Source organism: Actinoplanes sp. CA-131856 (assembly GCF_050956135.1).
Lineage (GTDB): Bacteria > Actinomycetota > Actinomycetes > Mycobacteriales > Micromonosporaceae > Actinoplanes.
In genome coordinates this window covers 6,106,309-6,122,429 of the sequence record NZ_CP191849.1, presented here as the reverse complement: position 1 = coordinate 6,122,429, position 16,121 = coordinate 6,106,309, and the positions used below count along the sequence as shown (strand labels likewise).

Annotated in this window: 13 protein-coding genes; 5 read left to right on the top strand and 8 right to left on the bottom strand. The window is 72.4% G+C overall.

The annotated features are described in order from the left end of the window. Positions 1 to 14: 14 nt before the first annotated feature. The gene (locus ACQP2X_RS28365; RefSeq protein ID WP_498686975.1) at positions 15 to 1,580 is read right to left on the bottom strand and encodes a GGDEF domain-containing protein; all 1,566 of its coding nucleotides are present in this window, start codon (positions 1,578 to 1,580) and stop codon (positions 15 to 17) included. Positions 1,581 to 1,731: 151 nt separating this feature from the next. On the opposite strand from ACQP2X_RS28365, the gene ACQP2X_RS28360 reads away from it, so the two are divergent. Next, entirely contained in the window at positions 1,732 to 3,111 is a 1,380-nt protein-coding gene (locus tag ACQP2X_RS28360; protein WP_498686974.1) for a M28 family peptidase, read from the top strand. Positions 3,112 to 3,190: 79 nt separating this feature from the next. Beyond that, positions 3,191 to 4,354: an acyltransferase family protein gene (locus ACQP2X_RS28355; RefSeq protein WP_498686972.1), complete on the top strand. Its 1,164-nt coding sequence runs from the start codon at positions 3,191 to 3,193 to the stop codon at positions 4,352 to 4,354. Positions 4,355 to 4,373: 19 nt separating this feature from the next. Here ACQP2X_RS28355 and ACQP2X_RS28350 read toward each other — a convergent pair whose 3' ends face one another. The 5 genes from ACQP2X_RS28350 to ACQP2X_RS28330 form a co-directional block, all read right to left on the bottom strand. Continuing rightward, entirely contained in the window at positions 4,374 to 5,642 is a 1,269-nt protein-coding gene (locus ACQP2X_RS28350) for a M48 family metalloprotease (protein WP_498686970.1), read from the bottom strand. 14 nt (positions 5,643 to 5,656) lie between these two features. Continuing rightward, positions 5,657 to 6,934 (bottom strand): ABC transporter permease, encoded by a 1,278-nt coding sequence (locus ACQP2X_RS28345; RefSeq protein WP_498686969.1) that lies wholly within the window; start codon positions 6,932 to 6,934, stop codon positions 5,657 to 5,659. Next, entirely contained in the window at positions 6,931 to 7,611 is a 681-nt protein-coding gene (locus tag ACQP2X_RS28340; RefSeq protein ID WP_498686967.1) for an ABC transporter ATP-binding protein, read from the bottom strand. Before ACQP2X_RS28340 ends, ACQP2X_RS28345 begins: the two co-directional genes overlap by 4 nt. Continuing rightward, positions 7,608 to 8,588 carry an efflux RND transporter periplasmic adaptor subunit gene (locus tag ACQP2X_RS28335; RefSeq protein ID WP_498686965.1) on the bottom strand — a complete coding sequence of 327 codons (981 nt, stop codon included), beginning with the start codon at positions 8,586 to 8,588 and terminating at the stop codon, positions 7,608 to 7,610. Before ACQP2X_RS28335 ends, ACQP2X_RS28340 begins: the two co-directional genes overlap by 4 nt. Positions 8,589 to 8,702: 114 nt before the next feature. After that, entirely contained in the window at positions 8,703 to 9,623 is a 921-nt protein-coding gene (locus ACQP2X_RS28330) for a tetratricopeptide repeat protein (RefSeq protein WP_498686964.1), read from the bottom strand. Between the two features lie 76 nt (positions 9,624 to 9,699). On the opposite strand from ACQP2X_RS28330, the gene ACQP2X_RS28325 reads away from it, so the two are divergent. The 3 genes from ACQP2X_RS28325 to ACQP2X_RS28315 all read left to right on the top strand — a co-directional run bounded on the left by ACQP2X_RS28325 (position 9,700) and on the right by ACQP2X_RS28315 (position 13,564). Beyond that, complete coding sequence (locus tag ACQP2X_RS28325; protein ID WP_498686963.1) at positions 9,700 to 11,691, top strand: phage tail tip lysozyme; 1,992 nt, start codon at positions 9,700 to 9,702, stop codon at positions 11,689 to 11,691. Positions 11,692 to 11,785: 94 nt separating this feature from the next. Beyond that, positions 11,786 to 12,241, top strand: coding sequence for a hypothetical protein (locus ACQP2X_RS28320; RefSeq protein WP_498686961.1), 456 nt, complete (start codon positions 11,786 to 11,788; stop codon positions 12,239 to 12,241). Between the two features lie 9 nt (positions 12,242 to 12,250). Next, entirely contained in the window at positions 12,251 to 13,564 is a 1,314-nt protein-coding gene (locus tag ACQP2X_RS28315) for a sigma 54-interacting transcriptional regulator (protein ID WP_498686959.1), read from the top strand. On the opposite strand, the gene ACQP2X_RS28310 is transcribed toward ACQP2X_RS28315, so the two are convergent. Beyond that, positions 13,479 to 14,285 carry an amidohydrolase family protein gene (locus ACQP2X_RS28310; RefSeq protein ID WP_498686957.1) on the bottom strand — a complete coding sequence of 269 codons (807 nt, stop codon included), beginning with the start codon at positions 14,283 to 14,285 and terminating at the stop codon, positions 13,479 to 13,481. The genes ACQP2X_RS28315 and ACQP2X_RS28310 overlap by 86 nt on opposite strands. 2 nt (positions 14,286 to 14,287) lie before the next feature. Then, complete coding sequence (locus tag ACQP2X_RS28305; protein ID WP_498686955.1) at positions 14,288 to 16,120, bottom strand: hypothetical protein; 1,833 nt, start codon at positions 16,118 to 16,120, stop codon at positions 14,288 to 14,290. Between the last annotated feature and the right edge of the window lies 1 nt (position 16,121).

Here is a 16,121-nt window from a genome sequence, read left to right as displayed (position 1 = left end):
GTAGGCGCGAAAACTCAGGCCGCCGGGAGCTGCTCGATGTAGTCCTCGCACTCCTCGACATCGTCGCCGCCGCGCCTTTTCGCCCGGTACATCGCCGCATCGGCGCGGCGCACGATGTGCACCAGATCGGCCGCCGGTCCGCCTGCCACGCCGATGCTGAGGGTGGCCGGGCAATCGGGTAGGGCCCGTACCGCGTCGACCATTCTCCGGCCCATTTCATAGGCGGTGCCGGTGTCCAGGCCGGGCAGCAGGACCGCGAACTCGTCGCCGCCCAGGCGGGCCACGAGGTCCTGGTCGCGGACGTTGGCGGTCAGGGCCGTCGCGATCGCCCGCAGGGCCGCGTCGCCCGCCTCGTGGCCGGCCGTGTCGTTGATCTGTTTGAACTTGTCGGTGTCGATGACCAGCACCGCCACGTCGCCGTCCTGGGTGCGTTTGACCGCCTCGTCGAAGGCCCGCCGGTTGGCGATGCCGGTCAGCGCGTCCAGGTCGGCCGCGCGGGCCGCCTGCTCGTGGCGGCGGCGCAGCAGGTCGAGCGACTTCATCGTGGTGAACGAGTGCAGGGTGCGCTGCCTCTGCTGCCACAGGGCCGCGGCCAGGGTGGCGCCGTAGGCCAGGGCCGCCTTGGCGTCGGCCGAGCCGTGCGCGGCCAGCAGCAGGGCGTGGGTGTGGTGGGTGGCCGAGGTGATCAGGACGCCGGCGTCGCCGGGCAGGGCGCCGACGGCGCGGCCGATCAGGTCGAGGGCCTCGTCGAGGCGCCCGGTGCGGCGCAGCGCGACGGCGTGGAAGGGCTCGCAGAAGGCCACGACCAGCGGGCTCATGCCGTACGCCTGAAGTTTGCCCTGGTGGTGTGAGATCTCGACGGCGGCGGTGGTGGGGTCGTGCCGGTCGGCCTTGGCGCAGGCGGCGGCGAGCAGGGCGTAGCTGCGCCACACGTCGGCGGCCGGTCCGCTGACCTCGTCGGCCGCCCGTACGGCGTACTCCTCGGCCTGTGCGGTGTGGTTCTCGGCCTGCTGGACCTGGCCGACCTGGTAGAGCTCGAGGGCCCAGTGCAGGTGCAGCTCGGCCAGGTTGATCAGCCACATGGAGCGTTTGCCGCTCTGGCTCTCGTCGTGGGAGCAGATCTCGTAGGCGGCCTCGTAGTGCGGGCCGACCAGTTCGTAGAGGCGCAGCTCCATGAGGGCGAACGCGATGGCGACCCGGGCGTGCACGGCCGCCACCGGCTCGGTTTCGATGACGGCGTACGTCTCGGCCTGCACCAGGTCGCGCATGACGCTGTCGAGGTCGTACTCGACGGCGTGGGTCTCGCCGAGCCGGGCCCGCTGGGAGGCGCGGGTGCCCAGGGCGCAGGCCTGCCAGCCGGGGCTGTCCTCGCGTTCGGCGGCCACGAGCATGTCCTCGAGGGCCTGTTCGGAGGAGGCGGGATCGCCGAGCACGTCGTACGCCACGGCCCGCACGAAATGCAGGCAGGCGCGATCGCCGGCTTGGAGCAGCAGTGTGCCGGCGCGCTCGAGTGCCTCGTGCGTGCCGCCCGCCTGCGCCTCCTCGAGCAGGCGCATGGCCTCTCGTGTGACGTCGTCCATCGGCCCTCCCTGCCGGGTACATCGGCAATGGGCGGAGGACTTGAGGGTTTCCGGACCTATTGAAGATCGCTGATATTGCCCATAGGTTCTTCGGCAGCGGGGAACGATGGCCCACGAGGCCGCCGTCCTCGCTCTGACGAGGAGGAGACCCATGGACAACTCGGTTACCCGCCGCCGCATGCTGACCGTCGCGCTCGGCGGCGCGGCCACCGTGGCCCTGCCGGCCCCCGCCTGGGCCGTCACCGACCAGCGGCCCGGCGCCGTGCGGCCGCCCGCGCTCACCGGTCACGACACCCAGGTCGCCCGGCGTGTGTCGGCCGAGCGTGCCCTGCAGCATCTGAAGGTGCTCTCGGTCGACATGGGCCCGCGCATCGGCGGCACCCGCTCCGAGAAGATCGCCGCCGATTACATCGCCAGGACCTTGGACCGGCTGGGGTACGACGTCGCGTTGCAGCCGTTCCCCGTCGCCGACAAGTTCCTCGCCCAGCTCGACTCGCCGACCGGGCTGCCCCGCGACCTGAACTGGCAGGCCGGCGCGTCGGCCCTGGGTGGTCTCGACACCCGGGTGCGCGGCACTGTCGTCGACGTGGCCGCGGGCGCGCCGGAGAACTACACGTCCGACGTCACCGGCAAGATCGTGCTGGTCGACTACGTGGCCGCGTCCCGCGACGCCCAGGTCGCCACCGCGGTCGAGAAGGGCGCCGCCGCCGTCGTCTTCCTGCCGGTCGACCTGGTCGAGCCGCGCCGGGCCTCGGCGTTCAGCCCGGTGCTGGCCACCGCCGTGCCCATCCCGGTCGTCGGTGTGGCTCAGGCCCAGAAGCACCGGCTGCGCGACCTGCTGGCCAAGCGGCGGCTCTACCTGACCGTCACCACGCGTGCCCACCGCAATCTGACGTCGCACAACGTGATCGCGGACGCGCCGCGGCGCAAGCCGACCGGCAGCGAGCCGGTCGTCATGGTGAGCGCCCACTACGACACCGTCATCGGTGCTCCTGGTGCGAACGACGACGGCTCGGGGACCGTACTCAATCTGGAATTGGCCCGTGTGCTGCGGAACCTCCCGACGAAGGCGCGCCTGCGCTTCGCGTTGTGGGGTTCGGAGGAGCAGGGGCTCATCGGGTCGAGGTACTACGTGGCGCAGCTGCCGCAGCCGGAGCGCGACCGGATCCTGGCCGTGTTCCAGAACGACATGGTCGCCACCAGCTGGGATCCGGCGACCCGGTACTGGCTGCTGTCGTACACCGGCCTGGCCAACCGCGCGACCGACGAGGTGGCCGCCGCCGCCGAACGTCTCGGTTACGCTCCGCGCATCTCGCCGGTGACGCTGCGCGGTTCCAGCGACCACCAGTCGTTCCAGGAGGTCGGCATCGCCGCCGCGAACTTCTCGTGGCGCGGCGAGGAGTCGCCGGCCCTGCTGGAGCCGCCGTACCACAGCCCCGAGGACACCATCGCCAAGAACATCAGCCTCGAGCGGCTCCAGGTGTCCCTCGAACTGATCGGCTCGGCCGCGTACGCGACCGCGCAGGGATAGGGGACAGCCCGCCCACAGCACACGGACAAGATCGCTTCATAGCGTGAGCGCCTCATCGTGTGCTGTGGGAGGGGCTGTCGTGGCCGAGACAAGGGCGCCAACGCGCGACCGGTACTTCGATGCGCTGCGGGTGCTGGCGATCATCCGGGTGTCGGTGTACCACATGTTCCCGTTCGCCGTCCTGGAGCTGGTCTTCCCGTCGATGGGCGTGATGTTCGCGCTCGCCGGCTCGCTGATGGCCAACTCGCTGGCGAGGAAACCGGGCGCGGTCAAGGTGATCTGGGGTCGTGTGCGGCGGCTCCTGCCGGCGTACTGGGTCCTGGGTCTTTTCGTCGTTCCCGCCATGCTGCTGCTCGGCTGGGACGAACGCCCGGCGCTGTGGCACCTGATCGCCTGGGTGGTGCCGTTCGTGTCGCCGCCGTCCAGCGACGTGGGCCTGCAGGCGCAGGAAGTCATCTGGTATCTGGTCACGTATCTGTGGCTGGTGGCCCTGTCCCCGGTGATGTTGTGGCTCTACCGCCGGGCCCGCCTGGTGACCGTCGTGGCGCCGCTGGCGCTGTTGCTGGCGTTGACGGTGTGGCCGGTCTGGCCGGCCAACCCCAACTTCCAGGAGGTCGGGACAGACCTTCTGATGTACGCCGGTTGCTGGATCCTGGGCTTCGCCCATCGCGACGGCACCTTGCGAAAGGTGAACGGCCGGCTGATCACGGCGGTGGCCCTGATCTGCGCGGTGGGCGCGCTGGCCTGGGCGTGGAAGCACCCCGGCGACGGCGTCCTGCAGGACATGCCGGTGGCGTACGGCGTCTATCAGATCGGCTTCGTGCTGGCCCTGCTGCGCTGGCAGCCGGACATGACATGGCTGACGAAGCGGCGCGGCCTGGACAACTGGGTCACCCTGATCAACGCCCGCGCGGTGACGATCTACCTGTGGAACAACGTAGCCATCGCGCTGTGCTTCCCGATCGGCGACGCCCTCAACACGTGGATCTTCGGCGAGACCGGCGAGGAGATCAGCTACTGCGTGATAGCCCTGGCCCTGCTCGTCAACGCGGTCCTGTTCTTCGGCTGGGTCGAGGACCTGGCCGCGAAGCGCGAACTGCGTTTCCTGCCCTGGCCCCACCCCACCGCGGCGCCCCCGGCCCCGGCGGCCCCGGTCGGCCGGGCCAGCGTCCCCCAGCCCGCCCGGCGCTGGGACGACCCGGTCCCGGCCTATGTCATGGCCCAGCCTCGCCATCGGGTCTGACAGATCCCGCGCCCCGCGGTCAGTCGTGGACGATCTCCTTGAGCATGGTGCGGTGCAGGGCCTCGGCGTACGGGGCGATCTCGCGCTCCACAGCCCCGGGATCGCTCACGACGACCGCCGGCTCGTGGTGGGGCCGGGCCTTCAGCCACTCGTAGCGACGGCCGGGGGCGGGGTGGGAAGCGAAGAGCGAGGCGGCCGTACGGATCGACAGCTGCCGGCGTGCGGGGGCCAGCTCCGCCTCGCGGTCCTGGACCGAGCGCAGCATCCGGCGCCACGTCGCGGCGGCCTCGCCCCGGGGAACGTGGCGCTGGACGTACTCGGTGAGCAGGGGCAGTGTGGCCAGGGTGTCGATCGCCCGCAGGGCGGCGCCGGTGCCGGCGGCCCGGGCGGACATCTCGTCGGCGCGCAGCTCCACGGCGCGGTCGTCGCGCGACGAGACCGAGGTGACAGCCAGGTGGGCGGCGAACAGCAGCCACGACAGCAGGCCACCGGTGAGCTGCCAGAGCGTGTGCAGGATGAGCTGCGGGCTCGGGCCCAGCTCGGCCGCCGACACGCGGGGCGGGCGGACCAGCTCGGAGAGCCGGCCGAACGTCAGCCGGGCCGGCATCGTCAGCATCAGGCGGCGGTTGTCGGCGTACGCGAGATGGCCCAGCTCGTGCCCCAGCAGCGCGACCAGCTCGTCGGCGCGCAGGGCCAGCAGAAGCTGGACGCCCACCACGAGGACCCGCCGCGGGCGCGGGCCGGTGACGACCACGCCGGCGTTCCAGCCGAAGGTGAACAGCACGACATCCGGTTTCGGGGCGCCGAGCTCGGCGGCGATCCGGTCGAGCAACGCGTGGAAGGCCGGCGCGTTCGCCGGCTCGACGCGGTAGCTGGTCTTCAGCAGGGGCTTGAGCCGGTCGAAGCGGGGGCGGATCACCCAGGCCAGGCCGAGCAGGGCCAGGCCGAAGACGATCGGCCAGAACGGGCCGCCCTCGACGATCAGCCACAGGCCGCCGGCGATCGCCGCCAGCATCAGCACCATGATGGCCGCCGACAGCGCGACCAGGAGCCGGAAGCCGCGGTGGGTCACCGGCTGCGGGTCGGCCGAGCGGGCGAGCAGGCGGTCGGAGGCGAAGCCGGCGCGGCTGTCTGCACGGGCGATCCTGTTCCCGAACCAGCTCAGGTGCTCGTCGGGCGGGAAGTGGTCGAGGTTCCACTCGCACCCGGCGCACCACGGCGCCTGGCCGGGGGCCGTGGTGAGCGGGGTGCGGCAGGCCGGGCATCCATCGTGGACCGTCGTTGTCACGGCGGTCATTATGATCACGCGCGCATGACCGTGGCGATCGGGATGCCCGCGGCGCGCAAGGCCGGGATGAAACCGCCCAGGACGCCGGCCACGATGCCCGCGATGATGCCGGCCACGCCGGCCTCCCACGGGAACTGGACGTTGGCCAGCATCGGGTAGGAGTCGCCGGCCAGGGTGGCCGCCGCCTTCAGGGCCAGGGCGCCGGCGCCGATCGCGGCGGCCGCGGTCAGCAGGCCGGTCAGCAGGGTCTCGGCCAGCACGATGCCGGCCAGCAGTGAGCGCGGGGTGCCCACGGCACGGCGCAGCGCGAACTCCTCGACCCGTTCGCCGACCGTGGCCAGGCCCACGTTCAGGATGCCGGCCACGCCGATCAGCAGGACCAGGCCGGCCATCGAGAAGAACACCAGCCGCATCAGGCGCAGCTGATCCTCCTGCTGCTCGCGGTTGTTGACGTCGGTGACGTACGTTTCCAGGCCGGCCGCCTTGATCTTCGCGGTGAGCACCGGCTCGACCGGGGAGCCCGGTTCGAGCATCACGTTGATCTCGCCGGCCGTGTTCGGGTCGACCAGCTTGCCGGGCGGCAGCCAGGTGGCCAGCTCGTCCATGCGCACGTAGGCGCGGGGTTCACCGCTGCCGTCGTCGACCACGCCGACGAACCGGGGTGTCAGGTTGGCGGTGGCGCCGCGCACCCGCATCTCGGCCGGCACCTCATATTGGGTGAAGCCCTTGGCCGCCTCCTGGTTGAGGACCAGCCGGGGCGCCATCGACGGCACGGTGGTGAAGTCGAGCCAGGTGCCCGACACCGTGCGGAACGGGCGGAACTGGCGGATGTCGCCGGTCAGCGCGGACAGGCGTACCTCCACCGCCGCGCCCTTGGGCCCGGTCGGCTCCTCGCAGTGACCGTCGGCGAAGCAGACCTGACCGCCGCCCCAGTCCTGGCCGATCGGGGCGCCGCCCTCGTTGACCGGCCGCACGCCGGGCTCGCCGATGATGCCCTGCATGGAGACCGCCGCCACCACGTCCGTGCGGCCCTTCACCGAGCCGAGCACCGCGTCGGCCGCCTTCTGCTCCGGCGGCATGCCGATCACGCGGGTGCCGTCGTAGCCGTACGTCAGCTCGAGGTCGGACAGCAGCGCCCGCTCAGCGATGCTGGCTCCGGCCTGTACGGCCACCACGGCCAGCACGCCCAGGAACAAGCTCACCATCGACAGCAGGGTGCGCAGCTTGCGGGCCCGGATGCCCTGCACACCGATGATCAGGGAGGACCGGAACCGGCCCGACAGGCGCCTCATGAGCGCACCCGCTCGGTCAGCACACCGTCGACGAGGTCGTGGACGCGCCCCATCCGGGCCGCGTGGTCACGGTCGTGGGTCACCAGGATCAGCGCGCACCCGCGCTCGGTGGCGCCGAGCAGCGCGTCGATGACGAGCGTGCCCGTCTCGGTGTCCAGGGCGCCGGTCGGCTCGTCGGCGAGCAGAACCTGAGGATCGCGGACGAGGGAACGCGCGATCGCCACACGCTGCTGCTCCCCGCCCGACATCTTGGCCGGGCGGTTCTTGGCCAGGTGGGCGATGCCGACCTGGTCGAGGGCCCGCATCACCCGGGCCCGGCGCTCCCGGCGCGGCAGCCAGCCCTGGCCGTTGACCAGCGCCATGGCCACGTTCTGGGCCGCCGTCAGATGCTTGAGCAGGAAGAACCGCTGGAACACGAAACCGAAGTGGGAGCTGCGCAGCTTCGCCGCCCGGCGCTCCGGCACCCGGCTGATGTCCTGCCCGCCCAGCAGGTAACGGCCCTGGTCGGGCCGGTCGAACAGGCCGATGACGCTGAGCAGGGTGCTCTTGCCGGAGCCGGAGCGCCCGACGATGGCCACGCTCTGCCCGGCCGCCACAGAGAGCTCGACACCGTCGAGGATGGTACGGGGCTCGGACTGCCCCTTGAGGACCTTCGTGATCCCGGTCAGCTCGATCACTTCGGGCCCTCGGCCGGCTGCGGCAGGTCGGGGCCGGGCACGGCGACGTCCTCGTCGCCGCGCAGACCCGACTTGATCTGCACGACCTTGCCGTCGGACAGGCCCAGCACCACGTCGACGGTCTTGCGGGTGCGGTCCGGGGTGAGCACGTCGACCTTGCCCTTGCCCTGGGTGCCGGCGACCGCCTCGACCGGCAGCACCATGGCGTTGCCGGCCCGGTCGGTGACGACCGACAGGGTGACGTCGGCGCCGTTGATCAGCTTGACGCCGGCCGGCGGGGCGCAGACCAGCTGCAGGCCGGTGGGCTCGGACCCCTCCGCCGGCGCGGCCGCCGGGTCCTCCACCGGGGCCACCGGGGCGGACGGCGCACCGGGAGTGGGTGGGGTGGTGGAGGGTTTCGGCGGCTCGGGGTTCGTGCCGGCCGGCAGAGCGGCGATGGTGCCCAGAGCCGTACAGGGGAAAGGCCCTGGACCGTTCTTGATCTGGCCCGTGACGTTCCTGGCGGCGCCGGAGATGCGGTAGGCGGCCGCGCTGTCGATGTCGGCCACGATGCCGTAGCCGCCGTGCCGGGCCGAGACGATCGGCATGCCCGCGCTGACCTCGGACCGGTCGTCCATGAGCCGGCCCGCCAGCATCGAGCCCTCCGGGATGTTGACCCGCCGCGGCGTGCCGTCGTCCCACACGGTGGCCACCCACAGCGGCTGGGCGGCCGGCGTCTTGTTCGGCTTGCGCTGCACGTAGCGGATCTCCCCGGCGGTCGGCGCGACGATGCCGAACAACGGGTTGATGGCCACCTTGCCGGCCAGGCTGATCTGGTTCGACAGGTTCTGCCGCGACGGTTTCACCGTGGTCAGCACCGTGCCGCGCTCTTCGAGCCCCGGAGTCGCCGCGGCCTCCTTGTCCGCCGTGCACCCCGACAGCGCGGCCGCGACCGTGACCACCACCGCCCCGCCGAGCACAAGCCCGCGTCCGTCCACCCCAGGTCCCCTTTTCACACCGGCCCGGGCACGTTCCCGCCCGGCGCGGCGAACCCTACAGGGATCACGCAACCCGGTAGGGGATCGATCACGGTGAGCGCCTGCGCCGGGGTCTCAGGAGGATGAGGCGTAGCCGGCGAGCGTGCTCCGATAGGGCTCCCGCACCTGCGGGGCGAGCTCGCCGAATCGCCGGCGGTCGGTGGGGGAGCCGGTCGCCCGGGCCCGGTAGGCCGCCGCGGCCGCGCGCATCGTGACATCGTGGGGTTCCAGCTCCTCGCCGCGCGTGGCCTGCGCGGCGGCCTCGGCGAAGTCGCCCTGCTCGGCGGCCAGGTCGGCCAGGTCCAGATGGAGCGACCAGTTGCCCGGCTCCAGGGCCAGGGCGCGGTGGAAGGCCGCGGCCGCCTCCGCGCGGTTGCCCAGCCCGCGCCACGTGCCGGCGCGCACGACCTCGGTGAGCATCACCGGCCGCACGGCGTCGGCGCGGTCGCACAGGGACAGCGACTCGGTGGTGCGCCCGCACGCGCGCAGCAGGATCGCCATCCGGGCCATCTGCTCCGGGACCGGATCGCGGTCGCAGACGGTCTCGATGGCCGCGAACCACGGGCCCAGACACTCCACGGCGAGCGCGGTGGTGAGGTCGCGGCCGGGGTCGCCGATGCGCATGGTGGCCTCGGCCAGCGCGGCCGGCGTCACCGCGCCCAAAAACCGCGGGTCGCCGAACCAGGGGGCCCGCGCCCACGGCACCTCCGGCGAATGGCCGCACGCCGGGCCCAGCCACATGACCGCCTCGTCCATGTCGCCGTCGGCGTAGGCGAAATAGGCGCCGGCCACCACGGGACCGAGGGTGTCCGCCTCGGCGAGGGCGGCGGCGACCTCGGCCGGCAGCTCCCCGCGCAGGTCATCGAGGGCCGCGTAGGGCGCGGGATCCCGCGGATCGGCGGCGATCTCCTTCGCGAGGTGGCTCAGCGCCGCCGACGGCGAACCGCCGCAATGGGCCAGCACCTTGGCGACGGCCAGAGTTCCCTTCGTCGACACGCCGAACACCATAGACGAGGGCTGGCCCGTTTCTTGCTGGCTCTCCGCTGGAGAGCTATCGGCAGGAGGGTCCGCGATGACGGCTTCGACCGCGGTGCTCGAACACCGCGAAGTGCGGCGGCAGGCCATGCCCGGCCGGCTGGTGGTCGGGCGGCTTCCGCAGCTCGCCCGGCACGTCGGCAGCCCGCCCGATCTGGTGCTGCGCTGGAACCGGGTGCCGGCCGGGTCGCGGGTGGACGTGGTGGTTCATCTGCACGGGTTCTCGGCCCGGGGGCGGGGGATGAACCTGGTCCGCGACAAACTTCCGGTCAGCGGGCTCGACCTGAGCGGGCGGCCGGGGCCGGCGCTGGCGGTGCTGCCGCGGGGGCACTTCTTCGGCGGGCGCTCGGGCCACGGGTTCAGCTTTCCGGCGCTGCGCCGGCGTGGGGCCCTCGGTGAGCTGGTCGACGATGCTCTGCGGCGCTTCAACGGGGTGACCGGGACCGGGGCCACGCGGGGGCGGCTGATCCTCACGGCGCATTCCGGTGGCGGAGCGGCGCTGATGCAGGTCCTCGGCGAAGCCGACCCGGACGAGGTGCACACGTTCGACGCCCTCTACACCGACCCGGCGCCGCTGATCGCCTGGGCTCGGCGCAAAGGCCCGAACGGGGCCATGCGGGTGATCTTCCGGGCCGGGGAGGGCACGGCGGCCAACAGCCGGCGGGTGGCCCGTGAGGTGCCGAGGTCGGCCCGGTTCCGGGTCGAGGACACGACAACACCACACAACGACATTCCCCAGGTGTACGGCGGAAGGCTGCTGGCCGATCCGGCGGGCGACCTCACCGAGGGGCCGCCCAGCGGGCCGCCGGCCACGCCACTGAGTGAGCGGATCGCTCAGGTCGCGCGGGCCGAGTTCCGGCGGTGGCGGCCTCGCGGGACCGCGCTGACCGAGATGATGCCGGCCGCGAGCCCGATCCTGCGCGAGTACTACCGCGTCGGCGTCGGTGTCCCGGTCACCGACGCCCAGTTGCAGAGCTCCGCCTATCAGGGCGTGCACCCCTGGAGCGCGGTCTTCATCTCGTACGTCATGAGGACCGCCGGCGCCGGAGCGCATTTCGCCTATTCGCCGGCGCATCAGACGTACATCCGGGCGGCCCGGCGCAACCGGCTCGGCACCGTCACCGGGAACCCGTTCTGGGCCTACCGGGTGGACGAGGTCGCGCCGCGCGTCGGCGACCTGGTGTGCAACGCGCGGGCCGGCAGCGGGGCCACCTACGACAACATCGGCGACGCGCAGACCCGGGCCACCCACTGCGACGTGGTCACCGAGATCGAGCAGGGGCGGATCCGGGTGATCGGCGGCAACGTCGGGCAGACCGTCGGCGAGAAATGGCTGACCACCAGGCCCGACGGGCGGCTCAGCACGGCCGGGCGGCAGAGCACGTTCTTCGCGATCATCAGCGTGAGAGGGCCGAGAACAGAGACAACGGCATCCCTCGATGATGTGAACGCGCGGGCCGCGCGGGTGATGGATTTGCTGGTGCGGCGGTACCGCTATCCGGTTGCGGGCGCGGCGGGGCTGGTCGGCAACCTGATGGCCGAGTCGGGAGTCATCCCGGAACGGATCGAGGGCAGCGCCGAGAGCACCCCGACCCGGGCGCAAGGCTTCGACGGGCAGGTGCGGACCTTCACGCCCGAGCAGATCCGCGACCGGGACAAGAACCGCGGCCTCGGGCCGAAGCTGCCCGGCGTCGGCCTGGCCCAGTGGACCAGCGCCAACCGCCGGGCCGGACTATTCACGCACACCTTCGACGGGCGCCGCCCCGGCGCCGGCATCCTCTCCGATCTGGCCGCCCAGGTCGACTATCTGGTCACCGAGCTCGGCCGCGACTACCAGGCCGTCGACGCGGTGCTGCGGGCGCCGGCGGTCACTGTGGACCAGGCCTCCGACATCGTGCTGCTGCGCTTCGAGGTGCCGGCCGTGGTGTTCAACGGCAAGCCCGGCGACCCGGCCGTTCAGGCCGAGCTGGCCCGGCGGCGCGGGTTCGGGCAGCGGGCCCTGGCCGCCTACCGGCGCGGGCGTCCCTAGTGGGAAACGTCGGAAGAATCGGCTTCATGACATTGTCCTCTCCCTTTCCCGACCTGCTCGTCCACGATGAGAAAGCTGTAACGGAGGTATCGCCGTGAACCCCTTCTACTTCGAGATCGTCCGGGGCCGGACCCACCGCTATTCCTGGCAGTTGGTGACCTATTTCGGTGGCGATCGCCGGCTGATCGCCAAGTCGTCGCGTGACTGGCCCACCGCGGGCGAGGCCCGTGACTCGGCCGCGGCCACCCAGCAGGCGGTCTGCGACGCGCAGATCGTCACCAAGCCGGCGCAGCCCGGCGACATCCACTTCGAGGTGCTCGAGGACGTGCTGGCGCTGGAGGTCACCGGCCACGGCGACCTCGACGGCGACGACCACGACCACGACGGCGACGGGAACCGCCCGGCGACCACGATGACCCCGGCCAAGCCGACACCGGCGCCCGCCGCCCGCCCGGAGGAGGCCGGCAAGTCCAACGGGGAGGCCCGGCCCAAGGCCCGGCCCCGCAAAGCTCCGGCGAAAGCCACCAGGGCCGGCGCCTCGAGAAGCTGAGGCGCGGGCATGAGTCCGGAAGGCACCGTGCCGGTCGAGGCCCGCCTGGAGATCGCCCAGCTGCCCGCGGCGGCGGCGCTGCGCGACGCCGGAGTGAAGGCGTCGCCGGGCGCGCGCAACACCGTGCTGGCCCTCGACGCGTCCGATCCGGGCGCCGCCGACCGGGTGCGCCGGCTGGCCGGGCCGGGCCGCCTGCTGGTGCTCTCGACCGTGCCGATACCGGCCGGCGACACCGGCTGGGCGCTGCTGCGCGCCGGCGCCTCCGACGTGGTCGTGTGGAGCGGCGCCGGGACGGCCGAGCTGGTCGCCCGGCGGCTGCGGCGCTGGCACAGCGTCGACGTGCTGCTCGACCGGCCGTACGTGCGGGAGTTCCTGGTCGGCGAGAGCCCGGTGTGGCGGGCCGTGCTGCGCGAGGCGGTCGAGGCGGCCCGGTTCACCGCGGCCGCCGTGTTGATCACCGGGGAGAGCGGCACCGGCAAGGAGCGCCTGGCCCAGCTCATCCACGACCTCGACGCCCGGCCGGCCAAGAAGAAGCTGGTCATCCTCGATTGCAGCACCATCGTGCCGACCCTGTCCGGCTCGGAGTTCTTCGGGCACGAGAAGGGCGCCTTCACCGGCGCCTCGGCTCCGCGCACGGGCGCGTTCGAGCTGGCCGACGGGGGCACCCTGTTCCTCGACGAGGTGGGCGAGCTGCCGGTGACGCTGCAGGCCGAGCTGCTGCGGGTCATCCAGGAGGGCACGTTCAAACGGGTCGGCAGCAACGTGTGGCGCAAGAGCTCGTTCCGGCTGATCTGCGCCACCAACCGCGACCTGGCCGCCGGGCAGGCCACCGGCACGTTCCGGCCCGACTTCTTCCACCGCATCTCCGGCTGCACGCTGCGGCTGCCCAGCCTGCGTGAGCGCCTCGACGACGTGATCCCGCTGGTCGAGCACTTCTTCAAAGAAGCCGGAAAGGAGCCGCCGCGGCTGTCGCCGGCGGTCCGGGAGCTGCTGCTGGCACGGGCCTATCCGGGCAACGTCCGGGATCTGCGCGCGCTCGCCCTGCGCATCATCCACCGGCATCTGGGCGGCGACGAGATCACCCTGGGCGACGTGCCCGAGGCGGAACGGCCCGGACCCGGCGCGCCGGCCGGCGACACCCGCCTCGAAGGGTGGGTGCGTGACCGGCTGCGCCGCGGCGCCACCCTGGCCGACCTGACCGTCGGCGTCGAGGAGGAGGCGCTGCGCTCGGCCCTGATCAGCGCGGACGGGGACGCGGGCCGGGCCGCGCGAACGCTGGGGATACCGGTGCCGCGGGCGGCGGGCGCCGTACCCGTGAGGTGAGCCTGCGGAAGGTGCCGCCGAGGACCAGCTCCTCGGCGGCGCGGGGCAGCCCCAGCAGCCGTACCTTGGCCAGTTCCAGCCCCGGGTGCAGCCACGGCCCGTCCGAGCCGAACAGCACCTTGTGCGCTCCGGCGCGGCGCACCGCCCGTACGAGAAGGTCGAATCTCCTGATCCCCGAGGTGTCGGTGTAGACGTTGGGGTGCTCGGCCAGCACGGTGATGAACGCGGTCTGCGCCGACCAGTCGTCGGCGAAACTGCCCAGGTGCGGGATGACGAAGTCGACGTCGGGGAACTCGGCCGCGGACAGGGCGACCGTGCTGGTCTCGCCGGCCGGGTCGTAGAGCACCGGCAGCCGCCACCGCCGCGCCACCGCGCAGATCTCGCGGCTGAGCCGGGCGTCGTGCCGGTGCACCTTGATCCCGACCAGGCCCAGGCCGTCCACGGCCCGGGCGATCATCGCGGCCACCCGGCCCCGGTCCCGGTCGGCGTGCACCATCGCGAACCCGGTGAACCGGCCCGGCCGGGCGGCCACGATCCGGGCCACCTGCTCGTTGGCCGCCGCGTAGTCGGAGTGGAACGCCGCGAACAGGTTCGAGCCGGTGATGCCGGCCTCGTCGCACCGGCGCAGATAGTCCCCGAGCGGCGCCGCCGTGTCCCAGGGCCCGGTGAACCCGTCACCGGGCCCCGCGTGACAGTGCGCGTCGATGATCGGCGGGCCCATGGTCAGCCGGGGAACACCGACTGCTGCGGGCGCCGCGCGTAGCCGTTGGACGCCTCACGGCCCAGCGCGGCCGACGCCCTCCGGTGCACGCCCTGCCCGGTCACCGCCTGGTACGCGTGGCAGTACTGCTGCACCTCGCGCCGGAAGTAGCGGGCCCAGTTGGCGGCCTGATCCGGGTCGTTCACCGACGTCCACGCGCCGAACCGGATGCCCAGCAGCAGCTGCTCGGCGAACTCGGCCAGGTCGCGGTAGTGCTGGGCCGACACGTCGGACCAGCGCTGGAGCCGGTTCATCGAGTCGACCGAGCGCATCCACGACTCCGGCGTGTCCACCATGACCTGGTGCGGCAGGAAGTCGCGGATCTCGGCGCGGCTCAAGATCCACTGCGCCATCAGGAACTCGTGCCGGGCCGTCCACGGCAGATCGCCGTACTGGTTGTGCGCGCCCTGGGTGAGCAGCAGGTGGGTCTCCTTCAGGCTGTTGAGCACGTCGAACCCGTTGGCGATCTTCACCGTCAGGTCGTCGTCCTCGTAGAAGCGCAGGCACTCGGCGAGCAGGCTGTGGAACGCGCCCAGGAACCGGGTGCGGGTGTCGGCCAGCCGCCGGTCGGACGGGCCGGGCGGCAGACCGTAGTGGTGCTTGTACTCGTCGCGGCGCTGGGCCTCGGTCAGCCGGTGGTCGGCGTCGCGCAGCCAGCCCCAGAGCACGTTGTTCAGCGGCCGCAGCGGGTCGATGTCGACACCGGCCAGCGGGTCGCGCCCCGGATGGGGATTGGCCCGGTTCTGGAACCGCCAGGTGACGGCGTTTATCGTGCGCATCAGGCCGCCGCACTCCAGCCAGTACTCGTGGATCGGTTCGATCAGCACGGGCCGGGTCAGCTTCTCGGCCAGGATGCCGTAGGCCAGCGACGCCTCGTCGTGGTGGCCGTCGAGGCCGACGACCGGCACGTCGCCCAGCGCCTGGCGCACCAGGTCGAGATAGGGCAGCACGTCCAGATCGTCGCCACCGCCACCGGTGGGTGTGCCGACCAGGTAGCGGCGGAACTGCTCCTCGAGCTCGCCCGGGCGCACGTCACGGTTGAGCCGGGCGCTCTCCTGCTGAAGGTCGACGTTGCGGAAGTCGCCGGGATCGGTCCGCACGTTGATCATGAGGAAGACCTCGGTGGCCGCCTTGAGCAGCCGGTACCGCTCGACGTGCGGGAACGGCAGCGCCGTACGCCGCTCGACGCGCCGCAGCTGCGAGCGGTGGCCGTTGAGCGCGCTGCGCGCCGGGTCGCTCTCACGCCAGATCCGGTCGATGAAGTCGATGTACGGGTTGAAGCTGATGTTGGCCGTGCTGTTGCGGATCGCCACCCACAGCGCCTGGTCGGTGGTCGGGGTCACCGCGGCCCGCCGCATCGACACCGAGACGTCGTCGCCGGCGGTGAACGGCCTCGGCGCCACCCGGAACTGGTCGCTGGCGCACACGGGATGCCGGTGGCTCACCTCCCCGTGCTCGACGAAACCAGTGCGTTCCAGATCGATGCGTACGGTCCACTGGCCCACCGCCAGCGCGGAAGTGTCCAGGGTGGCCCGGATGACCGGGCCGTCGCCCTCCTCGTCGTCGCCGTCACCGAAATCGTGGTGGCGGCCGGTGATGCTGGTGATGCCCAGCCCGCCCTCGGGCAGCGTCACCGGGCCCTCCACCCGCCAGGTGACGTCGTACTCGCCGGTCAGCCGGGCCGCGACGGCGATGAGTTGCACGACGCCGCCGGCGGTGATGGTGTCCGGGCTCGCGGTGAGCGTCAGTTGCCGCTCCGCGCTCAGGCTGCCGACCCGGATGGTGTCTTCCGACATG

Excerpts from the sequence above, each read along its gene's own strand:
- ACQP2X_RS28365 (WP_498686975.1), bottom strand. The coding sequence starts at position 1,580 with ATGGACGACGTCACACGAGAGGCCATGCGCCTGCTCGAGGAGGCGCAG.
- ACQP2X_RS28360 (WP_498686974.1), top strand. The coding sequence starts at position 1,732 with ATGGACAACTCGGTTACCCGCCGCCGCATGCTGACCGTCGCGCTCGGC.
- ACQP2X_RS28345 (WP_498686969.1), bottom strand. The coding sequence starts at position 6,934 with ATGAGGCGCCTGTCGGGCCGGTTCCGGTCCTCCCTGATCATCGGTGTG.
- ACQP2X_RS28325 (WP_498686963.1), top strand. The coding sequence starts at position 9,700 with ATGACGGCTTCGACCGCGGTGCTCGAACACCGCGAAGTGCGGCGGCAG.
- ACQP2X_RS28315 (WP_498686959.1), top strand. The coding sequence starts at position 12,251 with ATGAGTCCGGAAGGCACCGTGCCGGTCGAGGCCCGCCTGGAGATCGCC.
- ACQP2X_RS28310 (WP_498686957.1), bottom strand. The coding sequence starts at position 14,285 with ATGGGCCCGCCGATCATCGACGCGCACTGTCACGCGGGGCCCGGTGAC.
- ACQP2X_RS28305 (WP_498686955.1), bottom strand. The coding sequence starts at position 16,120 with ATGTCGGAAGACACCATCCGGGTCGGCAGCCTGAGCGCGGAGCGGCAA.